At 70.3% G+C, this 21,583-nt stretch carries 20 protein-coding genes; 4 read left to right on the top strand and 16 right to left on the bottom strand.

What is annotated here, in order from left to right; all coding sequences use genetic code 11:
* Positions 1-10: 10 nt before the first annotated feature.
* The 8 genes from rseP to rpsB form a co-directional block, all read right to left on the bottom strand.
* A complete protein-coding gene (rseP, locus tag KUD94_RS02095; RefSeq protein ID WP_218238262.1) occupies positions 11-1,375 on the bottom strand; it encodes an RIP metalloprotease RseP in 1,365 nt (454 codons plus the stop codon).
* Positions 1,376-1,474: 99 nt separating this feature from the next.
* A complete protein-coding gene (gene ispC, locus KUD94_RS02090; RefSeq protein ID WP_218238261.1) occupies positions 1,475-2,650 on the bottom strand; it encodes a 1-deoxy-D-xylulose-5-phosphate reductoisomerase in 1,176 nt (391 codons plus the stop codon).
* The gene (locus KUD94_RS02085) at positions 2,647-3,489 is read right to left on the bottom strand and encodes a phosphatidate cytidylyltransferase (RefSeq protein WP_218238260.1); all 843 of its coding nucleotides are present in this window, start codon (positions 3,487-3,489) and stop codon (positions 2,647-2,649) included. The genes ispC and KUD94_RS02085 overlap by 4 nt, the downstream gene beginning before the upstream one ends.
* A complete protein-coding gene (gene uppS, locus KUD94_RS02080) occupies positions 3,483-4,244 on the bottom strand; it encodes a polyprenyl diphosphate synthase (protein ID WP_218238259.1) in 762 nt (253 codons plus the stop codon). Before uppS ends, KUD94_RS02085 begins: the two co-directional genes overlap by 7 nt.
* A gap of 58 nt (positions 4,245-4,302) precedes the next feature.
* A complete protein-coding gene (gene frr / locus KUD94_RS02075; RefSeq protein ID WP_218238258.1) occupies positions 4,303-4,863 on the bottom strand; it encodes a ribosome recycling factor in 561 nt (186 codons plus the stop codon).
* 37 nt (positions 4,864-4,900) lie between these two features.
* Positions 4,901-5,620 carry a UMP kinase gene (gene pyrH / locus KUD94_RS02070; protein WP_218238257.1) on the bottom strand — a complete coding sequence of 240 codons (720 nt, stop codon included), beginning with the start codon at positions 5,618-5,620 and terminating at the stop codon, positions 4,901-4,903.
* A gap of 41 nt (positions 5,621-5,661) precedes the next feature.
* The gene (gene tsf / locus KUD94_RS02065; RefSeq protein WP_218238256.1) at positions 5,662-6,552 is read right to left on the bottom strand and encodes a translation elongation factor Ts; all 891 of its coding nucleotides are present in this window, start codon (positions 6,550-6,552) and stop codon (positions 5,662-5,664) included.
* A 96-nt stretch (positions 6,553-6,648) separates the two neighbouring features.
* Positions 6,649-7,401 carry a 30S ribosomal protein S2 gene (gene rpsB, locus KUD94_RS02060; protein ID WP_218238255.1) on the bottom strand — a complete coding sequence of 251 codons (753 nt, stop codon included), beginning with the start codon at positions 7,399-7,401 and terminating at the stop codon, positions 6,649-6,651.
* 201 nt (positions 7,402-7,602) lie between these two features.
* Here rpsB and KUD94_RS02055 point away from each other — a divergent pair, with 201 nt between their 5' ends.
* Positions 7,603-9,129: an NAD(P)H-hydrate dehydratase gene (locus tag KUD94_RS02055; RefSeq protein WP_218238254.1), complete on the top strand. Its 1,527-nt coding sequence runs from the start codon at positions 7,603-7,605 to the stop codon at positions 9,127-9,129.
* Between the two features lie 13 nt (positions 9,130-9,142).
* Here KUD94_RS02055 and KUD94_RS02050 read toward each other — a convergent pair whose 3' ends face one another.
* The 4 genes from KUD94_RS02050 to KUD94_RS02035 all read right to left on the bottom strand — a co-directional run bounded on the left by KUD94_RS02050 (position 9,143) and on the right by KUD94_RS02035 (position 12,164).
* Positions 9,143-9,808 carry a hypothetical protein gene (locus tag KUD94_RS02050; RefSeq protein WP_218238253.1) on the bottom strand — a complete coding sequence of 222 codons (666 nt, stop codon included), beginning with the start codon at positions 9,806-9,808 and terminating at the stop codon, positions 9,143-9,145.
* A complete protein-coding gene (locus KUD94_RS02045; RefSeq protein ID WP_218238252.1) occupies positions 9,805-10,815 on the bottom strand; it encodes an MlaD family protein in 1,011 nt (336 codons plus the stop codon). The genes KUD94_RS02050 and KUD94_RS02045 overlap by 4 nt, the downstream gene beginning before the upstream one ends.
* A gap of 6 nt (positions 10,816-10,821) precedes the next feature.
* A complete protein-coding gene (locus KUD94_RS02040) occupies positions 10,822-11,613 on the bottom strand; it encodes an ABC transporter permease (protein ID WP_218238251.1) in 792 nt (263 codons plus the stop codon).
* 92 nt (positions 11,614-11,705) lie between these two features.
* Positions 11,706-12,164 (bottom strand): MerR family transcriptional regulator, encoded by a 459-nt coding sequence (locus KUD94_RS02035; RefSeq protein ID WP_218238250.1) that lies wholly within the window; start codon positions 12,162-12,164, stop codon positions 11,706-11,708.
* 39 nt (positions 12,165-12,203) lie between these two features.
* Between KUD94_RS02035 and KUD94_RS02030 the strand changes: the two genes are divergently transcribed.
* The 3 genes from KUD94_RS02030 to KUD94_RS02020 all read left to right on the top strand — a co-directional run bounded on the left by KUD94_RS02030 (position 12,204) and on the right by KUD94_RS02020 (position 15,512).
* Entirely contained in the window at positions 12,204-14,282 is a 2,079-nt protein-coding gene (locus tag KUD94_RS02030) for a cation-translocating P-type ATPase (protein ID WP_218238249.1), read from the top strand.
* A gap of 41 nt (positions 14,283-14,323) precedes the next feature.
* Complete coding sequence (locus tag KUD94_RS02025) at positions 14,324-14,917, top strand: YitT family protein (RefSeq protein ID WP_218238248.1); 594 nt, start codon at positions 14,324-14,326, stop codon at positions 14,915-14,917.
* A gap of 103 nt (positions 14,918-15,020) precedes the next feature.
* The gene (locus tag KUD94_RS02020; RefSeq protein ID WP_218238247.1) at positions 15,021-15,512 is read left to right on the top strand and encodes a DUF411 domain-containing protein; all 492 of its coding nucleotides are present in this window, start codon (positions 15,021-15,023) and stop codon (positions 15,510-15,512) included.
* Between the two features lie 30 nt (positions 15,513-15,542).
* Here the strand turns inward: KUD94_RS02020 and KUD94_RS02015 are convergent, their stop codons facing one another.
* From KUD94_RS02015 to KUD94_RS02000, 4 genes are all read right to left on the bottom strand, one after another.
* The gene (locus KUD94_RS02015) at positions 15,543-18,245 is read right to left on the bottom strand and encodes a bifunctional acetate--CoA ligase family protein/GNAT family N-acetyltransferase (protein ID WP_218238246.1); all 2,703 of its coding nucleotides are present in this window, start codon (positions 18,243-18,245) and stop codon (positions 15,543-15,545) included.
* 151 nt (positions 18,246-18,396) lie between these two features.
* Positions 18,397-18,576 (bottom strand): hypothetical protein, encoded by a 180-nt coding sequence (locus KUD94_RS02010; protein ID WP_218238245.1) that lies wholly within the window; start codon positions 18,574-18,576, stop codon positions 18,397-18,399.
* 255 nt (positions 18,577-18,831) lie between these two features.
* Positions 18,832-20,163, bottom strand: a complete 1,332-nt coding sequence (locus tag KUD94_RS02005; protein WP_218238244.1) for a 3-deoxy-D-manno-octulosonic acid transferase — start codon at positions 20,161-20,163, stop codon at positions 18,832-18,834.
* 14 nt (positions 20,164-20,177) lie between these two features.
* Positions 20,178-21,566 carry a phosphomannomutase/phosphoglucomutase gene (locus KUD94_RS02000; protein ID WP_304516297.1) on the bottom strand — a complete coding sequence of 463 codons (1,389 nt, stop codon included), beginning with the start codon at positions 21,564-21,566 and terminating at the stop codon, positions 20,178-20,180.
* Positions 21,567-21,583 lie beyond the last annotated feature (17 nt).

Here is a 21,583-nt window from a genome sequence, read left to right as displayed (position 1 = left end):
GCAAAAAACGTCAGCCAAACAACCGGGTGAAATCGTTGAACACGGCGATGGTCATCATCACCAGGAGCAGTGCGACGCCACCACGTTGCAGTCGCTCCATCCAGGCGTCGGACACGCCACGGCCGGTCACTCCCTCCCAAAGATAATACATCAGGTGCCCCCCATCGAGCACCGGCAGCGGCAGCAGGTTGAGCACCCCGAGGCTGACGCTGATCAGCGCCAGGAACACCAGGTAAGCGCTCAGACCCATGTGCGCCGACTTGCCCGCGTAGTCGGCAATGGTGAGCGGCCCGCTGAGGTTCTTCACCGAGGCCTGGCCGATCAACATGCGCCCCATCATGCGCAGCGTGAGCGCCGACACCTCCCAGGTGCGTTGCACGCCGCGCGCCAGGCCCTCCCAGGGGCCGTAGCGCACCATCAGCATCTCGGGCGCGCCGCCCACCCAGGCGCCGATGCGCCCTGTCGGCTGGCCCTCTTGCAGCTGCAGCTCGGGCGTGACGAGGATGTCGAGCACCCGCCCGTCGCGCTCAATCTGCCAGGTCTGGGCCAGCGGCTGGCCGTCGTGCACGCTGGCGCGGATCAGCGCGCGCAGTTGCTGGCCGTCGTGCACGCGCACCGCGCCAATGCGCTGCACCACGTCGCCGCTGCGCAGGCCCAGGCGCTCGGCGGCGCCCCCGGGCATCAGCTCGCCCAGAACCGGCGGCGTCAAGGGGCCGGTGATGCCGATCTGGCCGAGCAGCGCGGCGTCCGGCTCGTGCGCGCCAAGCCGCGCGAGCGGCAGGCGCAGCAGCTCGGGCGCGGCGCCGGCTTCGCGGCGTAGCTGCAGCAGCACGTCCTGGCCGTCGAGCGCGGCGCGCACCAGCAGCCAGCGCAGGTCTTCGAAGGAGCGCACCGGCTCCAGGCTTTCGTCACCCAGCGCGGCCGCGAGCACCTGCTCGCCGCCCTGCACGCCGGCCTGGCTGGCGATGGTTTGCGGCTCGGGCCGGGCCAGGTAGGGTGCGGGCTGCATCACGCCCATCCAGTTGACCAGCGCGTACAGCAGCACCGCCAGTACCAGATTGGCCAGCGGGCCGGCGGCGACGATGGCGGCGCGCTTGCGCAGGCTCTGGTTGTTGAAAGCCAGATGGCGCTCTTCGGGCGCGACCGGCGCCTCGCGCTCGTCGAGCATGCGCACATAGCCGCCGAGCGGGAAGGCCGCAAGCACGAACTCGGTAGGCGAGCCCTTGCGCTGCCAGCGCAGCAGCGGCTTGCCAAAGCCTATGGAAAAACGCAGCACCTTGACGCCGCAGGCCACGGCCACGCGGTAGTGGCCGTATTCATGCACGGCGATCAACAGCGCCAGCGCGAAGACAAAGGCTAGAACGGTGAGCAACATGGCGAGCACCCAAAAAACGAAGCTGCTGGCGCTTGTCCTGCAAGGGTTTCAGATAGTTTTTCATCTGAAACCCTTGCGTCACATGCGCAGGCAGCTCTCTTATTGCAAGCGCGCGGCCTGCTCGGCCGCGACCGCCCGGCTGTGCGCATCGAGCTCGAGCAGCGCCGCCAGGGTATCGGGCTTGGAGGGCGTGACGCGCTCCAAAGTTGCACGGTTGACGGCGTGAATCTGGTCGAAGCGGATGCGCCGCTCGAGAAAGGCCGCGACCGCGATCTCGTTGGCGGCGTTGAGCACCGCCGTGGTGCCAGCGGGCGCCGCCAGCGCCTGCCAGGACAGGTGCAGGCCAGGAAAGCGCCGCGCATCGGCCTCTTCAAAGGTGAGCGCCGCAAGCTGGCTGAAGTCGAGCGGCGCGGCGCCACTGGCCACGCGCTCGGGCCAGGCCAGGCCGCAGGCAATCGGCACGCGCATGTCGGGCGTGCCGAGCTGCGCGATGATGGACGCGTCGACGAACTGCACCATGGAATGGATGATCTGCTGCGGGTGGATGACGACCTTGATCTGCTCGGGAGCGAGGTCAAACAGCCAGCGCGCCTCGATCACCTCCAGCGCCTTGTTCATCATGGTCGCGGAATCGACCGAAATCTTGCGCCCCATGCGAAAGTTCGGATGCGCGCAGGCCTCGTCGGGCGTGACTTCGCGCAGCAGCGCCGGCTCGCGCGTGCGAAACGGCCCGCCCGAAGCGGTGAGCAGCACGTGGTCCACCCGCCGCGCCCAGCAACTGCGGTCTTCGGGCAGGCTCTGGAAGATGGCCGAGTGCTCGCTGTCTATCGGCAGCAGCGTCGCGCCGCCCTCGCGCACCGCGCGCAGAAAAACCTCGCCGCCGACGACCAGCGCCTCCTTGTTGGCCAGCAGCAAGCGCTTGCCCGCGCGCGCTGCGGCAATGCAGGGCGCCAGGCCCGCCGCACCGACGATGGCCGCCATGACCGCATCCGCCTCGGCGTGCGACGCTATTTGTTCCAGAGCATCTGGCGCTTGCAGCACCTGCGTTGGCAGGCTGTTTGCCTTGAGTTTTTCAGCGAGTTCGCGCGCATGCGCGCTGCTGGCCATGACGGCAAAGCACGGCCTGAAGCGCGCGCATTGCGCGAGCAGCGCGTCGACCCGGGTGGCGGCGCTGAGCGCAAACACCTCGTAGCGCTCGGGGTGGCGCGCGACCACGTCCAGCGTGTTTGTGCCTATGGAGCCGGTCGAGCCCAGTATCGTGAGGCGCTGTTTCATGCTTGGGCAAATTCCGTGATCATCAGCGCCAGCGGCAACGTCGGCAGCAGCGCGTCGATGCGGTCGAGCACCCCGCCATGCCCGGGCAGCAGGGCGCTGCTGTCCTTGGCGCCGACGCTGCGCTTGACCAGCGATTCCACCAGGTCGCCGACCACGCTCATCACCGCCAGAAAGAGCAGCGCCGGCAGCCACCACAGCAGCCCGCGCGCCGCCAGCAGGCTGTAGAAGCTGGGCGATGCCGCCTGCCAATGCGCGTCCGCCCAGGCCCAGAGCAGCGCCAGCACCAGCACCCCGGCCATGCCGCCGAACACGCCCTCCCAGCTCTTGCCCGGGCTGATGGCGGGCGCGAGCTTGCGCCGCCCGAAAGTGCGCCCGGCAAAGTAGGCAAAGATGTCCGCCGCCCACACCAGGCACAGCAGCGACAGCAGGAAGTTGATGCCCAGCGCGCGCGCCCGCGCCATCGCCAGCCACGCCAGCCACAGCGCGAGCAACCCGCCCAGCAGGCGCAGGCCGCGCGCCACCTGCTGCCAGCGCCCCACGCCACGCGCCAGCAGCCAGCCGCCCAGCACCACCCAGGCCGCGCCCGCCAGGGTCCAGAGCCAGGGCGGCGCGGCAAGAATCCAGCCCGCCTGCCAGCTCGCCGCGCACAGCAGCGCGCCGAGCGCGCCCAGGCTCAGCGCCGGGCCTTGCGCCAGGCCATTGAGCCGGCCCCACTCCCAGCACCCGGCGGCGATCAAGACCAGCGTGAGCACGGCCAGCGGCACGAAAGAAGGGTAGAACAGCGCCGGCAGCAGGACGGCCAGCAGCACCAGCGCGGTGAGGATGCGTTGCTTCAGCATGCGCGCTCGCGCACCGGCGCGCTGCCTGCCAGTTGCTCCGAGGTGCGCCCGAAGCGGCGCTCGCGCGCGCGGTAGTCGGCGATGGCCGCGTCGAGTGCCTGCTCGTCGAAGTCGGGCCAGAGCGTGTCGGTGAAGTAGAGCTCGCTGTAGGCCGCCTGCCAGAGCAGGAAGTTGCTGATGCGCAGCTCGCCGCCCGTGCGCACCAGCAGGTCGGGGTCGCTTACGTGGCCCAGGGCCATGGCGCGCTGCAGGCTGTCTTCGGTGATTGCGCTGCCCTCGCGCGCCAGGCGTGCGGCGGCCTGGGCAATGTCCCAGCGCCCGCCGTAGTTGAAGCAGACGTTGAGCACCATGCGCGTGGCCCCGGCAGTGGCCGCCTCGCCCTCGGCGAGTGCCGCGCGCATGGCCTCGGACAGGCCGGCGCGCTCGCCCACGAAGTGCAGGCGCACGCCGTCTTGCACCAGCTGCGGCACCTCGCGCAGCAGCGCCTTGCCCATGAGCTGCATCAGGCCCGAGACCTCGTCCTGCGGGCGGCTCCAGTTTTCCGATGAGAACGCGAACACCGTGAGCACCGCCACGCCGCGCTCGGCGCAGGCCTTGACGCAGCGGCGCAAGGCCTCCACGCCCTGCCTGTGCCCTGCCAGGCGCGGCAGCAGGCGCCGCTGGGCCCAGCGGCCATTGCCGTCCATCACGATCGCGATGTGCCGCGGCACGGCGGCGGCGCCAGCGGCGTGCGGGATGTGCGGATTCAGGCTCATGGTGCGCGCGTGCGGGCCGCTGAACGCCAGCCAGGCGCTCTCGGGGCCCGGTCTGGGTTCAGACCGCCATGATGTCCTGTTCCTTGGCGGCAACCAAGGCGTCGATCTCGGCAATATGCCGGTCGGTGAGTTTTTGAATCTCTGACTCGGAGCGTTTTTGCTCGTCCTCGCTCGCTTCCTTGTCCTTGACCAGCTTCTTGACCGCGTCGTTGGCGTCGCGACGCAGGTTGCGCACCACCACCTTGGCCGACTCGCCCTCGGCACGCACGATCTTGGTCATCTCCCTGCGCCGCTCCTCGCTCATGGGCGGCATGGGCACGCGGATCAGGTCGCCCATGGCGGCGGGGTTCAGGCCCAGGTCGCTCTCGCGGATGGCCTTTTCCACCTTGGCCGCCATGTTCTTTTCCCAAGGCTGCACGCTCAGGGTGCGCGCATCGATCAGCGAGACATTGGCCACCTGCGACAGCGGCACCATGGAGCCGTAGTACTCCACATGGATGGTGTCCAGCAGCGCCGGGCTGGCGCGGCCGGTGCGGATCTTGGTCAGGTTGTGCTTGAAGGCCTCGACGGAGTGTTCCATCTTGGTCTTCGCTTGGGTCTGAATGTCGGCTGTGGTCATGGATCAACTCCTGCGCGGCAGTGTGCGCCGCAAACACTCAAGCGTAAACCAGCGTGCCCTCGTCCTCGCCGAGCACGACGCGCTTGAATGCCCCGGGCTTGAAGATGGAGAACACGCGGATCGGCAGCTTCTGGTCACGGCACAGCGCAAACGCTGTGGCGTCCATGATGCCCAGGTTCTTCACCATGGCCTCGTCAAAGCTCAAGCGCGCGTAGCGCGTAGCCGCGGGGTCTTTCTTGGGGTCGGCGCTGTAGACGCCATCGACCTTGGTCGCCTTGAGCACCAGGTCGGCGCCGATCTCGGCGCCGCGCAGCGCCGCCGCGGTGTCGGTAGTGAAGAAGGGGTTGCCGGTGCCGGCGGCAAACACCACCACCTTGCCCTCTTCAAGGTATTGCAGCGCCTTGGGGCGCACATAGGGCTCGACCACTTCCTGGATGCCGATGGCCGACATCACGCGCGCCGTCAGGCCCTGCTTGTTCATGGTGTCCGCCAGCGCCAGCGCGTTCATCACGGTAGCAAGCATGCCCATGTAGTCGGCCGTGGCCCGGTCCATGCCCTCGGAGCCGCCGGCGACGCCGCGAAAGATGTTGCCCCCGCCTATCACCACCGCCACCTGCACGCCCATCTGCGTGACCTCGGCGATCTCCTGCACCATGCGCACGATGGTCGCGCGGTTGATGCCGAAGGCGTCGTCGCCCATCAGCGCCTCGCCCGACAGCTTGAGCAGGATGCGATGGGGGATGGCTTGGGCGCTCATTGCGGTGTCTCCGGAAGGTGAAGGGCGGCGGCTGGCGCAGATCAGCTGCCCGACTGGGCGGCGGCCACCTGGGCGGCCACTTCGGCGGCGAAGTCGTCCTGCTTCTTCTCGATGCCCTCGCCCACCACGTAGAGCGTGAAGCCCTTGACGCTGGTCTTGTGCTCCTTGAGCATCTGCTCGACGCTCTGCTTGTCGTTCTTCACGAAGGGCTGGCTCAGCAGCGTCACCTCCTTGAGGAATTTCTGCACCGAACCTTCGACCATCTTGGCCGCGATGTCCGCTGGCTTGCCCGACTCGGCCGCCTTGGCCGCGGCCACGCTGCGCTCGGTCTCGATCAGCTCGGCCGGCACGTCGGCGGCGGTCAGCGCCTTGGGCTTCATCGCGGCCACATGCATGGCCACGTCCTTGGCGGCGCTGGCGTCGCCCTCGTACTGCACCACCACGCCGATGCGCGTGCCGTGCAGGTAGTGCGCCAGCGGCGTGCCGGCAAAGCGCTGAAAGCGGCGCAGCGACATGTTCTCGCCGATCTTGCCGATCAGGCCCTTGCGCACGTCTTCCAGCGTCGGGCCATAGCCGTCTTGGCTATAGGCCAGCGCGCCCAATGCGTCCAGGTCGGCCGGGTTGTGCTCGGCCACCAGGCGCGCAGCAGCGTTGGCCATGGCGATGAAGCTCTCGTTCTTGGAGACGAAGTCGGTTTCGCTGTTGACCTCGACGATCGCCCCCACCTCACCGTCGATGTGCGCGGCGATCACGCCCTCGGCGGTGACGCGCGAGGCGGCCTTGCCGGCCTTGGTGCCGAGCTTGACGCGCAGGATCTCCTCGGCCTTGGCCAGGTCGCCGTCGGCCTCGGTCAGCGCCTTCTTGCATTCCATCATCGGGGCGTCGGTCTTGGCGCGCAGCTGCGCCACCATGCTTGCAGTGATAGCTGCCATATTTCTCTCCAGTTCAATCAGTTCGATGGCTAAAAAAATGGGGCGCTTGCCAGGCCCCACTCTTTGCGTGCTGCCTCATGCGGGCCGCGGGCAGGCTCAGGCGGCAGGTTCCTGCACTTCGACGAATTCGTCCGAGCCTTCGCTGGCCACGGCCTTGGCCACCTCTTCCACGGCGTTGTTCTTGCCTTCGAGGATGGCGTCGGCAATGCCGCGCGCATACAGCGCCACCGCCTTGGCCGAGTCGTCGTTGCCGGGAATCACGTAGTCGATGCCGTCGGGGTTGTGGTTGGTGTCCACCACGCCGATCAGCGGGATGCCGAGCTTCTTGGCTTCGGAAATCGCGATCTTGTGGTAGCCCACGTCGATCACGAAGATGGCGTCGGGCAGCGCCGCCATGTCCTCGATGCCGCCGATGTCGCGCTCGAGCTTGGCCAGCTCGCGGCTGAACATGAGCTGCTCTTTCTTGCTCATGCTCTCCAGGCCCGCTTCCTGCTGGGCCTTCATGTCCTTGAGGCGCTTGAGCGAGGTCTTGACAGTCTTGAAGTTGGTCAGCATGCCGCCCAGCCAGCGCTGGTCCACGTAGGGCATGCCGGCGCGCTGGGCCTGCTCGGCGATGATCTCGCGCGCCTGGCGCTTGGTGCCCACCATCAGGATGGTGCCGCGGTTGGCCGCGAGCTGGCGCGCAAACTTCTGCGCTTCCTGGAACATCGGCAGCGTCTGCTCCAGGTTGATGATGTGGATCTTGTTGCGATGGCCGAAAATGAACGGGGCCATCTTGGGGTTCCAGAAGCGCGTCTGGTGACCGAAGTGGACACCGGCTTCCAGCATTTCGCGCATGGTGACGGACATGAAGATACTCCAAAGGTTGGGTCTTAAATCCGGCCCGAAAATTGCGCTGCGCCCGCATGGGGCAGCGGCAACACCTGGATGGGCCGGTTTGCTATTGGCTCTTCTGCCGCGCCCAAGGGTAAACCCGTAGAACGCCTGTGACAGAAAAACCCGTGGATTATAGCCGTGCCAAGGCCCTCGCCGTGCAGCCTGGAGGCCGCCATGCGCGCCGTCGGTACGCTTGAGCGCCTGCCGCTGCATGCCAGCGCCGCCACGCGCGCGCTGGAGGCCAGCGCCGCCGCTCGCCTGCCGGCGCACACGCTGATGCAGCGCGCCGGCCAGGCGCTGGCCGCGCTGGGGCATGCGCTTGCGCCCCATGCGCGCCGCGTCTGGGTGCTCTGCGGCCCGGGCAACAACGGCGGCGACGGGCTGTTGGCCGCAGCGCTGCTGCAGCGCCGCGGCCTGGCGGTATCGGTGACGCTGCTGGCCGAGCCGCAGCACCTGCCCGAAGACGCCGCCTGGGCTCGGCGCCAGGCCTGTGCGGCCGGCGTGGCCTTTGTCGATGGTGCGCCCGAGCTCGCCCCGCAAGACCTGTGCGTGGACGCGCTGCTCGGCCTGGGCCTGAGCGCAGCCGCGCGCGCCCAGCCCCCCGCGCCCCGCCTGCTGCAGGCGCTGCGCCAGCTGCGCGCAAGCGGCGCCACCGTGCTCTGCGCCGACCTGCCTTCAGGCCTGCTGGGCGACACCGGATGCTGGGCGCCGGGCTTTGAAGACCTGCCGCCGGCCACCGGCGCGCTGCACACCTTGTCGCTGCTCACGCTGCACCCGGGGCTGTTCACCGCCCATGGGCGCGACGCGGCCGGCACGCTCTGGTGTGACGATCTGCAAACCGACACCAGCGCCGAGCCCGCGGCCGCCCTGCTTTGCGGCCGGCCGCAGCCGGCGGCGCGCGCGCACGCCAGCCACAAGGGCAGTTTTGGCGACGTGGCCATCCTCGGCGGCGAAGGCCTGGGCGCGCGCGGCATGGGCATGACGGGCGCCGCCGTGCTCGCGGGCATCGCCGCCTTGCATGCGGGCGCGGGGCGGGTGCTGCTGGCCTTGCTGGACGGGGGCGCGAGCCAGGATTTGCCCGCCTGGCCCGAGCTGATGCTGCGCCGCCCCGATGCGTTGGTGCTGCAGCAAGGCAGCGTGGTTTGCGGCTGCGGCGGGGGCCAGGCGGTAGCGCCGCTGCTCGCGCGCGTGCTGGCCGAGGCCACGCGCCTGGTGCTCGACGCCGACGCGCTGAACGCCCTGGCGCAGAGCGCGCCGCTGCAGCAGGCGCTGGCCGCGCGCGCCAGCCAGGCGGGGCACGCCACGGTGCTCACGCCCCACCCGCTGGAAGCCGCGCGCCTGCTGGGCAGCAGCGCCGGCGAGGTACAGGCCGACCGCCTGCGGGCCGCCAGCGCCCTGGCCGAGCGCCACCGCTGCACCGTGGTGCTCAAGGGTTCGGGCAGCATCATCGCGACTGCGGGGCAAACGCCGGGCATCAACCCCACGGGCAATGCCAAGCTGGCCACGGCCGGCAGCGGCGACGTGCTCGCCGGGCTGATCGGCGCGCGGCTGGCCGCCCTGGCGGCGCCCGATGGTGCCAGCATTCAGCAAGCCGTTTGCGACGCCTGCTGGCAGCACGGGGCGCTGGCCGACCACTGGCCGGCCGGGCGCGCTCTGACGGCGTCGGCGCTGGCGCAGGCGCTCACGCCCTGCGCCGCTTGAGGCGGCGCCAGCCTCAGCGCTGCGGCGTGCTGGACTGCACCAGATCGATGCGCCGCTGCAGCGCCTGCTCCAATGCCGCATCGCCGATGGCGTGGGCGCGCTGCTGGCGCAGCAGCAGCCAGGCCAGCAGCGGGCGGCGCCAGCCCTGGGACGAGGCCGCATCGACCGCCGCCACCAGCGTCTCGGGCGTGGCGCGCCCGGCCTGCAGCGCCGCGGCCGCCGCCACCAGGCGCGAGAGCGGATCGACCACCGCGGCAATCGCGCCGACATCGCGCGCCGGCGCGCGCTGGGCCTCGGGCAGCAGCGCGGCGCGCGCCGGATCGAGCCGTCCGGCCAGGTAGTCGGCATAGGCGGCGTCGGCCGCGCTGGCGTCGGCGCGCAGCGCAGCAAAGTCCGGGCAGCCGGAAAAGGCCAGGCTCGCGGCCTCGGCGGCGCAGCGCGCCAGCGCCAGGCGCGCGGCCAATTCGGGCTCGCCGGTGCGCGCCACCTCGGCGCGTGCACGCTCCCATTCGAGCTCGGCCACGCGGTCCTCGCCCGACAGATAGGCGCGCGTGGCGCGTTCGAGCGAGCCGTGGGCGTTCATCTGCCAGTCGGGCGTGCGCGGCGCGTTGCCGCAGGCCGCAAGCCACATCGCGGCCAGCAGCACCAGCGCAGTGCGCAGGAGGGGGCGTAGTGTCATGGCAGCTTGAGCTCCGTGTCGCGCGCGAACGGCCATTTGCGATTGACCTCGTCGATCAGGTCTTGCACCTTGCGCAGGCTCGCGTCCACCTCGGCGCGCAGGGCCGACAAGTCGGTGCTGGCTTCGCGCGCGTTGCGGCTCACCGCCTGGGCGTCGGCCAGCACCGCGTCCACGCGCTTGAGGCTCTGGCGCGCGTCCTGCAGCAGGGCGCCGAGCTCGGTCGCGCCGGCGCGCACCTCGCTCATCAGGCCGGCGTCGCGGCCGGCGCCGAAGAGCTGGCGGTCGGCCTTGGCGCCCATGGTGTCCAGGCGCGCCATCAGCGCGTTGCTGCGGCGCAGCAGCTCGCCTGCCTGCTGCAGCAGCGCGTTGATCTGGCTGCTGCGCGCATCGTCGCCCAGCAGCGCCGCCAGCGCGCCGCCCGGGCCGTTGAGCTTTTGCACCAGCAGGCGCACCTGCGCCAGCGTTGTCGCCAGCTCCGAGCCCTGCCCGGTCATCTGGTTGAGGTTGTCCAGCAATTGGCGCGCGCTATTGAGGATTTGCGGCACCTCCGCGCCCACGTCGCCGCGGATGACCGGGCGTTCGGCGCCGTCGCCCAGCGGCGGGTCGCTGAGCACGCCGCTGTAGGCCTTGATGGTCGTGCCGCCCACCAGGCCGCGCACCAGCGTAAACACGCTGGACTCGCGCAGCCAGTGCGCTTCCTTGCGCGCCACGTCGACCGCGATGTGCACGCTGCCGTCGCTGGCCAGGTCTATGGTGCGCACCCGGCCTATGGGAAAGCCGGAGAACGTCATGTCCATGCCCACGCTCACGCCCTCGGAATCGTCGGTGACCAGCACCAGGCGCTGCGTCGCCTCGAAGGCGCCGCGCGCATACAGCAGGTAGAGCACCGAGCCGGCGATCAGCAGCGCGGTGAAAAACAGCAGGCCCAGCGCCTTCAGGCGCAGATGCGCGATCGGGCGCAGGGGCTCTTCGGGGTGGGGGGCTGCTTCGGTCAGCGGGTCGACCATGATCGCTCAGTAATAGTTGCCCATGAGGGAAATCGTCTCTATCAGCAAGAGTACGGCAAACATGCGCGCCAGGCTGCCACCGCCCGCAGAGGGCGGCGCGCTGCCGTGGCGCTCGTGCGCGTGCAGGCCGCCGGCCAGCGGAATCAGCGCCACCGCCAGGCTGAAGAACAGCGTCTTGAGAAAGAACACCAGCGTGATCTGCGGCGTGAACACCTGGCCGAACATGCGCGTATAGCCGGCAAAGCCCGCGAGGTTGGCGCCATACACCCCGATGTAGGCCATCAACAGGCCCACCACGCACGACAGCGCCGCCAGCGTGACGCTGGCATAGACGCCGGCGACGGCGCGCGGCAGCACCTCGGTGCGCACGAACTGCGTCCCGGGCATGCGCCGCAGCCGGCGCAGCTCTGCCACCCGCGCGCCGCTCGGTATCGTGGTGCGCATGGCCACGAACAGCGCCGCGGTCAGCGGAATGAGCTCCAGCACCAGCACACGCACCACCATCTCCAGCGCGTAGCGCGACAAGCCGTAGCTGAAGGCGGTGACCACGACGATGCGCGTGAGCACCAGGCTGATGAGCGCCGCCAGCACCGTGAAGCCCAGCAGGATGGGCAAGGTGTCGCGCACGATCTGCAGCGCCATGCGCGCGCGCGCATGCCGCCCCCAACTGGAGGGCGAAGCCAGCAGCACCAGCACCACCGCGCCCAGGTCCATGATGCGCCACCAGGCGATGGCCCAGCGCTGGGCGGCGCGCCAAAAGCGCTCCAGCCAGGGTGCGCGCGCCACCAGGGAGTTCATGCGCGCATCATACGAAAACGCCTGCGCTTTCATGCAAAAACAGCCTGTAACGCTTGTCCGACAAGCGCCAGCAGCTATCAAAAACATAACATTCAGACATGGCGGCGCGCCGTGGCCAGGGGCTCGGGCACGGGTTCGGCGTCGGCGCGCTGGTGCAGCGCCTCTATCACCTGACACTGGGCGCCGGTGCCGTCGCAGCGGCCGCGCAAGTCCTTGAGCGCGCGCTCCAGCGTGCGCAACTCCTGCAGTCGCGTGCGCACATGCTCCAGGTGCTCGTCCAGCGTCGCGCAGGCGGCGTGCGGCGCGGGCGCGCCATGGGCATCGAGCGCCAGCAGCGCGCGCACCTCGGGCAGCGACATGTCCATGGCGCGACACAGCCGCACGAAGCGCAGGCGGTGCACCTCGGCGTCGGTATAGAGGCGGTAGCGGTTGTCCGCGCGCGCACCTTCGGGCAGCAGACCTTCGCGCTCGTAGTAGCGGATGTTGGCCGGCGACACGCCGGACAGGCGGGCGGCTTGCCCTATGCGATGGCGCGGGTATTCGGCGGACATGCTTGACCTTCAAGTGACTTCACGGTTTCCAATGATGGCATGAAGCACACCAGCAGCGCCCACCCGCACCCTTCTCGCGCCGCGCCGGCCGCCGCCTGCGCCCCTTGCGCGGCGCCCGCCCACGCCGACGACGGGCACGAGCACGATCATGAACACGGCCACGAACACGGCCATGAACACGACCACTCCGCCCTGCCCGGCTGGCCGCGCATCGCGCTGGCGCTGGTGCTTGCTGCCGGCGCCGAGGCCGCCCATGCGCTGGCGCTGGGCTGGCCCGGCATGCTGCTGGCCGTGGCCGCCATCACTCTCGCCGGTCTGGGCGTGTACCGCGCGGGGCTGCAGGACTTGCGGGCGCTGCGCCTGGGCATCAACGCGCTGATGACCGTCGCGGTCACCGGCGCGGTGCTGATAGGCCAGTGGCCCGAAGCGGCGATGGTGATGGCGTTGTATGTGGCGGCCGAACGGCTGGAGCACGGCGCCATGGACAAGGCGCGCCATGCGATACGCGGGCTGCTCGCGCTCGCGCCCGAAATGGCCGAGGTAGTGCAGCCCGACGCCAGCGTGCAGCGCCTGCCCGCGGCCCAGGTGCAGCCAGGCAGCGTGCTGCGCATCGCACCGGGCGCGCGCGTGCCGCTCGACGGCGTGGTCACCCAGGGCGCCAGCAGCGTGAACCAGGCGCCGATCACGGGCGAGAGCCAGCCGGCGGACAAGGCCGTGGGCGACGCCTTGTATGCCGGCAGCATCAACCAGCAGGCCGAGCTGCAGATGCGCGTGACCGCCGCGGCCGGCGGCACGCTGCTGGCGCGCATCGTGCACGCGGTCGAGCAGGCCCAGGCCAGCCGGGCGCCGACGCAGCGCTTCGTCGACCGCTTTGCCGCGGTCTACACCCCCATCGTCTTCGCGCTGGCGCTGCTGCTGGCCGTGCTCGCGCCCCTGTTCATGGGCTGGAGCTGGCACCAGGGCGTCTACCAGGCGCTGGCGCTGCTGGTCATCGCCTGCCCTTGCGCGCTGGTGATCTCCACGCCGGTGACCGTGGTCAGCGCACTCACCGCCGCCGCGCGCCGCGGCATGTTGATCAAGGGCGGCAGCGCGCTCGAGAGCGCGCGCAATCTGCGCGCCATCGCGCTGGACAAGACCGGCACGCTGACCACCGGCCAGCCCACGCTCGCGCACTGGCAGGCGCTGGGCGAAGGCAGCGCCGCGCCCGAGCGCAGCGCGCAGCGCGCGCTGCAGCTGGCCGCGCGCTCTGACCATCCGGTCTCGCGCGCGATCGCGGCCGGCCTGCAGGCCAGCGTGACCCAGGCGGCCGATGAAGTGTCCGCCTTCACCGCCCTGCCCGGGCGCGGCGTGCAGGCCGAGGTCGCGGGCGCGCCCTGGGCGCTGGGCAACGCCCGGCTGGCCGCAGAGCGCGGCCTGCTCAGTCAAGACCTGAAGCTGCTGCTGGCCGAGCACGAAGCGCGCGGGCGCACGCTCACCCTGCTGATGAACGCCACCGGGGTGCAGGCGCTGTTTGCCGTGGCCGACCCGCTGCGCCCGCACGCGGCCGAGGCAGTGGCGCGGCTGCAGACGCTGGGCATACACACCGCAGTGCTCAGCGGCGACAACGACGCCACGGTGCGTGCGATCGCCGCGCAGGCCGGTATTGAAGACGCTCGCGGCAGCCTGCTGCCCGAAGACAAGCTCGGCGCGCTCGCCGCCCTGCAAAGCGCGCACGGGCCTACTGCAATGACCGGCGACGGCATCAACGACGCACCGGCGCTGGCCGCTGCCGACCTGGGCTTTGCCATGGGCGGCAGACACGCCAGCGACATGGCCATGGAAACGGCCGACGTGGTGCTGATGAGCGACGACCTGCGGCGCCTGGCCGACACGGTGCAGCTGTCGCGGCGCGCGCACCGCGTGCTCTGGCAGAACATTGGCGCCGCGCTCGCCGTCAAGGCCGCGTTCTGTCTGCTGGCGGTGCTCGGCCTTGCCACCATGTGGATGGCCGTGGCCGCCGACATGGGCGTGAGCCTGCTGGTCATCGCCAACGGCCTGCGTCTGCGCCGCGCGCCCGCGGGTGAAGGCGAGCCGCTCGCGCCTGCTCCGGCCCTTGGCGCAGCCGTGCAAAATCCCTGAGCTGCGGGCGCCCTGCCCGCGCGCCCGAACCGACCTGCTCCATGACCCAGCACACCCGCACCGAAGACGCGCTGGCCATCGTCACCGGCGTGACGCTGGTGTCCACCGGCATCGCCTTCCTGGCCAAGGCCGGGCTTTTGACCGGCGGCATCGCTGGCCTGAGCTTCGTGCTGCACTACACCACGGGCTGGAGTTTCGGCCTGCTGTTCTTCGTGCTGAACCTGCCCTTTTACTGGCTGGGCCTGCGCCGCATGGGCTGGCGTTTCACGCTCAAGACTTTTGCCGCAGTGGCGCTGCTGTCGCTGATGACCGAGGCGCAGCTGCGCTGGCTGCACCTGTCGGACATGGCCATGCCTTACGCCGCGCTGGTCGGCGGGCTGATCATGGCCATGGGCTTTCTGGTGCTGTTTCGCCACCAGAGCAGCCTGGGCGGCGTAGGCATCCTGGCGCTGTACCTGCAGGAGCACCGCGGCTGGCGCGCGGGCAAGGTGCAGATGGCGGTGGACAGCGCCATCGTGGCCACCGCGCTGGTGACGCTGGCGCTGGATCGGGTGCTCTGGTCGGTGGTCTGCGCCGTGGTGCTCAACCTGGTGCTGGCGATGAACCACAAGCCGGGGCGCTACGTGGCCACCTGAGGCGCGCATGCGGAACTCCGCACTGCGCCGTCGGTCACAGGAGCGCGCTTGTGCCAGTCGCCTGAGCTCCGCCCCTATCGCAACCACCGCAGGAGAGACCTCGATGTCCACGCACCAACCCACCCGCCGCCAGATGCTCGCCTGTGCCGCGGGCCTCGCAAGCCTGGCCGCGCTGCCGGCCGGCGCCGCGCCCGCCGCCCAGCCCATGGTGCAGGTCTGGAAAGACCCGAGCTGCGGCTGCTGCAAGGACTGGATCGCGCACATGCAGGCCAATGGTTTTGCCACCACGGTGCATGAAATCGGCAACGCCGGCGCGCGCGCCCGCCTGGGTCTGCCGCGCGAGCTCGGCTCCTGCCATACCGCGCTGGTCGATGGCTACGTACTCGAAGGCCATGTGCCCGCCCAGGACGTGCAGCGCCTGCTCAAGCAACGCCCCAAGGCACTGGGTCTGGCGGTGCCAGGCATGCCGGTAGGCAGCCCCGGCATGGATGGCCCGGTCTATGGCGGGCGCAAGGACGCCTACGAGGTGCTGCTGGTCAAGCGCGGCGCCAAGGCCGAGGACGTGCGCACCGAGGTGTACGCGCGCTACAGCTGAGGCGAGCGGCGCCCGTCCGGGCCGCGGGGCTCAGAGCGGGTGCACGACGAGCTTGAATTCCACGTCGTCGTCCACCGCGCGCACGTCAAAGCCGATGCGGCGCATGAGCTTGAGCATCTTCACGTTGCTCGCCAGCACCAGGCCTTGCATCTCGGTGAGGCCCCGCTCGCGCGCCACGTCCATGATGGAGAGCATCAGCCGCGCGCCCACGCCTCGGTTGGCGAAATCGTCGGCCACCACCAGCGCGAACTCGCAGCTCGTGTGGTCGGGGTTGGCCACGTAGCGCGAGACGCCGACGATGCGCTGGCTCAGCCTGGACTCGCCGTCCTCGCCGGTCTCGCGCTCCTGGTGCACCGCCACCAGCGCCATCTCGCGGTCGTAGTCGATGAGCGTGAAGCGCGCCAGCAGCGAATTGGGCAGCTCCGACATCGGCGAGACAAAGCGAAAGTAGCGGCTTTCGGGCGAGAGCTCGCGCACCAGGCGCTGGATCATCTGCGCGTCGTCGGGGCGGATCGGGCGCACCAGGTATTCGCCGCCGCCCTGCAGCGGCCACAGCTGCTCGTAGCGCTCGGGATAGGGCAGGATGGCCAGATGGCCGTAGTAGTTGCCGGCGCGCGCGTCGTGCCCGCCGGCGGCCGCCACCTCGTGCACCACGATGCGCGCATCGACCGCGATCGCGCCCGTCTCGTCGGTGATGATGGGGTTGATGTCCATCTCGCGCAGCTGCGGCAGCGCGCAGACCATCTCGGAGACGCGCAGCAGCAGGTGCTCCAGCGCCTCGACGTGCACCGCCGCTGCGCCATGCCATTCGCCCAGGGTTTCGGCCACGCGCGAGCGCTGGATCAGCCGGCGCGCGAGGAACTGGTTAAGTGGCGGCAACTCCATCGCGCCGTCGCGGATCAGCTCGATCATGGTGCCGCCCGCGCCGAAGGTGATCACCGGGCCGAAAGGGTCGTCGGTCACCAGGCCGATGCAGACCTCGCGCCCGCGGCGCAGCCTGGCCATCTTCTGCACCGTCACGCCGTTGATGCGCGCCTGCGGCTGCAGGCTGGCCACGCGGCGCACCATCTCCTCGTAGGCGTCGCGCACCGCCGCGCCGCTGTGTACGTTGAGCATCACGCCGCCGACGTCGGACTTGTGCGTGATGTCGGGCGAATCGATCTTCAGCGCCACCGGAAAGCCGATCTGCGTGGCGATCATCATGGCCTCGCGGCCGCTGCGCGCCAGCAGCGTGTTGGTCACCGGAATCTGGAAGGCCGCCAGCAGCGTCTTGGACTCCATCTCGGTGAGCGTCTGGCGCCGCTCGGCCAGCACGCTCTCGATCAACAGCCGGGCGCTGTCGATGTCGGGCTTGAGCATGTTGCTCAGCGGCGGCGGCGTCTGCTGCAAGAGCTGCTGGTTCTGATGGAAGGAGGCGATGTTGCCAAACGCCCCGACGGCCGCCTCGGGCGTGCGAAAGGTCGGGATCTGCGCCGCGCGCAGCACCTCGCGCGCCGGCAGCACCGATGCGTCGCCTATCCAGCTCGTGAGCAGCGGCTTGTTCGCCTTCTTGCGCGCCTGCGCCGTGGCCTCGGCCACAGCCGTCGCGTCGATGCCGAACTTGGGCGAGAAGACCGCCAGCACACCGTCCACCTGCCGGTCGGCGAAGGCCGCGCCCAGCGCCCGGGCGTAGTGCTCGGGCGTGGCTTCTTCCGACAGGTCGACGAGCTCGCTGAGCGTGGCCAGCGGCGGCAGCTCGGGCGTGAGCGCAGCCACCGTCTCGGGCGAGAGATGGGCCAGCTCCAGGCCGATCTCGTTGGCCCAGTCGGCCGCCAGCACGCCGGGCCCGCCGCCGTTGGTCACGACGCACAGGCGCCGGCCCACCGGCCGGTAGCGCGAGGCGAGGCACTTCACGGCGGAAAACAGCGCCACGAAGGAGCGCACCCGCACCGCACCGGCGCGCCGCAGCACCGCGTCAAAAACCTCGTCGCTGCCGACGATGGCGCCGCTGTGCGTCTGCGCCGCCGCATTGCCCGCGGGCTTGCGCCCGGCCTTGAGCACCACCACCGGCTTGGCAAACGCGGCCGAACGCAGCGCGCTCATGAAGCCGCGCGCGTTCTGTATGCCCTCCATGTAGACCGCGATGCTGTGCGTGTGCGGGTCGTGCGAGAGAAAATCGAGCGCCTCGTTGAGCCCGAAGTCGGTGTGCGGCCCGACCGAGATCACGCTGGAAAAGCCCACACCATTGGTCACGGCCCAGTCGAGCATGCCGGTCGCCAGCGCCCCCGACTGGCAGATCAGCCCGAGCGAGCCTTCGCGCGCCAACGGCCCGACGGCGCTCGCGTTCAGCCTGAGCGAAGGCCGCTGCAGACCCAGGGAGTTGGGGCCGAGCAGATAGATGCCTTCGCGCCGCGCCACCTTGCGCCACTGCTGCGCCAGCGCCTCGTCCACGCCGCCCGAGAGCACCAGCGCGCTGCGGCAGCGGATGCGCCCCACGACGGCGAGCGCCGCCGGCACGTCCGCGGGCGGCAGCGCAATGACCGCAAGGTCGGCGCGCGTCTGCGCCAGCTCCGCCAGCGTGCCACTGGTGCGCACGTCCAGGTACTGCAGCGTGCCGGTGTAGCGCTGCGCCCGCAGCGCCTCGTGCAGGGCGCGCGCCTGGGGCGTGAGCTGCTCGGGCGCATCGCGCTCGCCGGCGAAGACCACCAGCGAGGCGGGGGCAAACAAAGGAGTGAGGTAGTGCGCTTCTTTCATGGCGACTTGGGGCTGGGTGTGGCCGCATCCGAAAAGGGGCCGCGCCAGCGCGTGGGCGGCGCGGCGGCCGGCGGTCAAGACAGCCCGGGCCGGGCGGGAAGCCGATTGTCGGGCAGGCGCCGGCGGCCTGCAGCGGCTCGGGCGCTCGCGCTCAACTGCCGTCCGCCGGCTGCCCGGCCGGCGCTGCACCCGACTCGTCGCCGGGCTGCGCCGGATCGGGCGTCTCGGGCGACGATCCCTTGGAGAGCTTGCGCTTCATTTTTTCTTCTTTTTTCCGCTTTTTTTCACGTTCGCGTTGACGTTTTTCGAATGAATAATTGGGCTTCGCCACTCATGCTCCTGGATAAAGAAAATCGCGGCAATGATACCGCAGGCGGCGGCCGGTCCGCAGGACGGGGTGCGCAAGCGCGCCGCGCCGCCTCTGCCATTCGGGCGGCGCCCCGGGCGCGGCAAACGGGAAAATGCCGGCGGATTGCAATTCGATTATCCCGTTCACGCAAATGCGCGCGCACGAGTTAATCGAACCCCAATATCCGAAAACCGATTATCCCAGTCAATTCCGCGGCGTAATCGGATATGGCGTCCATTACCGGGCATTCCCCCCGGAGCCGCCGTCGGACAGCCGCGCCAGCGCCTGCGCGGTGCGGCGTGCGGCGCCGCGGTGCCGGGCGATGAAGGCGCTGCCCTGCGCGAGCAGGCGCTCACGCGCAGCACTCTCGCGCAGCAGGGCGTGCGCCTGGGCCAGCGCGTCCCCCATATCCGCCGCGCGCAGCGCCGCGCCCGCCTGCACCGCCCCTTCGGCGGCCTCGGCGAAGTTGAAGGTATGGGGGCCGAGCAGCAGCGGGCAGCCGCAGGCGATCGCCTCGATCAGGTTCTGCCCGCCCAGCGGCGCAAAGCTGCCACCGAGCAGCGCCACGTCGGCCAGGCCGTAGTACAGCGCCATCTCGCCCATGGAGTCACCGATCCAGACGTCGGCCGGCTCAGGTTCTGCGTCCCAGGTGCTGCGCCGCGACACGCTCAGACCCGCGCCCGCGCACAGCGCCGCCACCGCGTCAAAGCGCTGCGGATGGCGCGGCACCAGCAGCCATTGCACGTCTACTGAATTGATAGCTGTAGGCGCTTTCCCATCAAGGGCCAGAGGCCGATTTGGCTTGATGTTTTCCAGCCAGAGTGCCTCTTCCCCCTCGCGCGTGCTCGCAAGCAAGACCACCGGGCGCGCGCTGCCGGCGCGCCAGGCGCGCCCGCGCGCGAGCAGCGGGGCGTCTGGTTCGGCGTCGAACTTGAGGTTGCCGAACACGCCGTCCACCGGCGCGCCCAGCGACGCAAGCCCGCGCGCGTCCCGCTGCTCCTGGGCCCAGACGGCGGCCAGGCTCGCATAGGCGGGGCGCGCCAGCCAGGCCAGGCGCCGGGCGCCGCGCAGGGATTTTTCATTCAGCCGTGCATTGGCCAGCGCCAGCGGCACGCCCTGGCGGCGGCAGCCGGCCACCAGGTTGGGCCAGACCTCGGTTTCCATGAGCACGCCCACGTCCGGGCGAAAGTGGCGCAAAAAGCCTTGCACCGCGCCCGGCGTGTCCCAGGGCAGCCAGGCCTGCAGGTCGCCCGCGCCCAGCAGGCGCACGCCTTCGGCGCGACCTGTGGCAGTGCCGTGGGTCAGCAGCAGCTGCATGCCGGGCAACGCCTGGCGCAGCGGCCCGAGCAGGATGGCCGCTGCCCGCGTTTCGCCCAGCGACACCGCATGCAGCCACACGCGCGGACCGCTGGCGCGCGCCGGCGGTGCATCGGGGTAGCGGCCAAAGCGCTCTTGCAGCGCCAGCGCATAGCCGGGTTCGGCGCGGGCCCGGCGCAAGAGCTTGCGTGTAAGCAACGGCTGCGCCAGCCACGCGAGCAGGCTGTAGAGCGCCAGCGCGATACGCTGCATGCAAAAGGCGCGCTTCAGTGCACCGCGCTGCCCAGCTCTGCGCCCGGCTTGACGCGGCGCAGCAGCGCGAGCATGTCGGCGCGGATGCGCGCGAGCGCCGCTTCGCTATGGCCCTCGAAGCGCAGCACCAGCACCGGCGTGGTGTTGCTTGCACGGATCAGGCCGAAGCCGTCGGGCCAGTCCACGCGCAGGCCGTCCATGGTGCTGATCTCGGCCGGCGCCGCGAACAGCTCGGGCGCGAGCGCCTGCAGCTGCTCTGCAAGCTGGTGCGGCTCGCCTTCGCTGCAGGCCACGTTCAGCTCGGGCGTGCTGTAGCTGCTGGGCAGGGCTTGCAGCGCAGCGCTGGGGTCGCGCTCGCGGCTCAGGATCTCCAGCAGCCGGCAGCCCGCGTAGGTGCCATCGTCAAAACCGTACCAGCGCTCCTTGAAGAACAGATGGCCGCTCATCTCGCCGCCCAGGGGCGCATCGACCTCGCGCATGCGCGCCTTGATCAGCGAATGGCCGGTCTTGTACATCAGCGGCACGCCGCCGGCCGCGCGAATCGCCGGCGCCAGGCGCTGCGAGCATTTCACGTCGTAGACGATGGTCGCGCCGGGCACGCGCGCGAGCACGTCGCGCGCCAGCAGCATGAGCTGGCGGTCGGGGAAGATGGTCTCGCCGCTGCGCGTGACGATGCCCAGGCGGTCGCCGTCGCCGTCGAAGGCAAGACCCAGCTCGGCGTCGCTGTCCTTGAGCGCCTGCACCAGATCGCGCAGGTTCTCGGGTTTGCTCGGGTCGGGGTGATGGTTGGGAAAGCGCCCGTCCACCTCGGCAAAAAGCGCGATCACCTCGCAGCCCAGCGCGCGAAAGATGTCCGGCGCCGACGCGCCCGCCACGCCATTGCCGCAGTCCACCACGATCTTCATCGGCCGCGCCAGGCGCACGTCCTGCACGATGCGCTGGCGGTAGGCGGGCAGCACGTCGGCGCTGCGCAGCGCGCCGCGCGCCGCCTCGGGCCAGCGGCCGGCTTCGATGGCGCGGCGCAGCGCCTGGATTTCCTCGCCGTAGATCGCGCGCCCGGCCAGCACCATCTTGAAGCCGTTGTGGTCCGAGGGGTTGTGGCTGCCGGTGACCTGAATGCCGCTCTCGCACAGCGTACTAGCGGCAAAGTAGAGCATGGGCGTGGTGCTCAGGCCGATGTCGATCACGTCCACGCCCGCCTGGCGCAAGCCCTCTATCAGCGCCGCGGCCAGCGCGGGGCTGCTCAAACGCCCGTCGCGCCCCACGGCCACCGTCCGCTGGCCCTGTGCCAGGGCCGCGCTGGCGAAGGCCAGGCCCACGGCGCGCGCCACGCCTTCGTCGAGCGTCGTCGGCACCACGCCGCGTATGTCGTAAGCCTTGAACAGAGAGGGCGCAGGCTGCACGCCGGTTTGCATGTGCG

This window comes from Comamonas sp. NLF-1-9 (assembly GCF_019195435.1).
Taxonomy (GTDB): Bacteria; Pseudomonadota; Gammaproteobacteria; order Burkholderiales; family Burkholderiaceae_C; genus Comamonas_C.
This window is presented reverse-complemented; position numbering and strand designations above follow the sequence as displayed.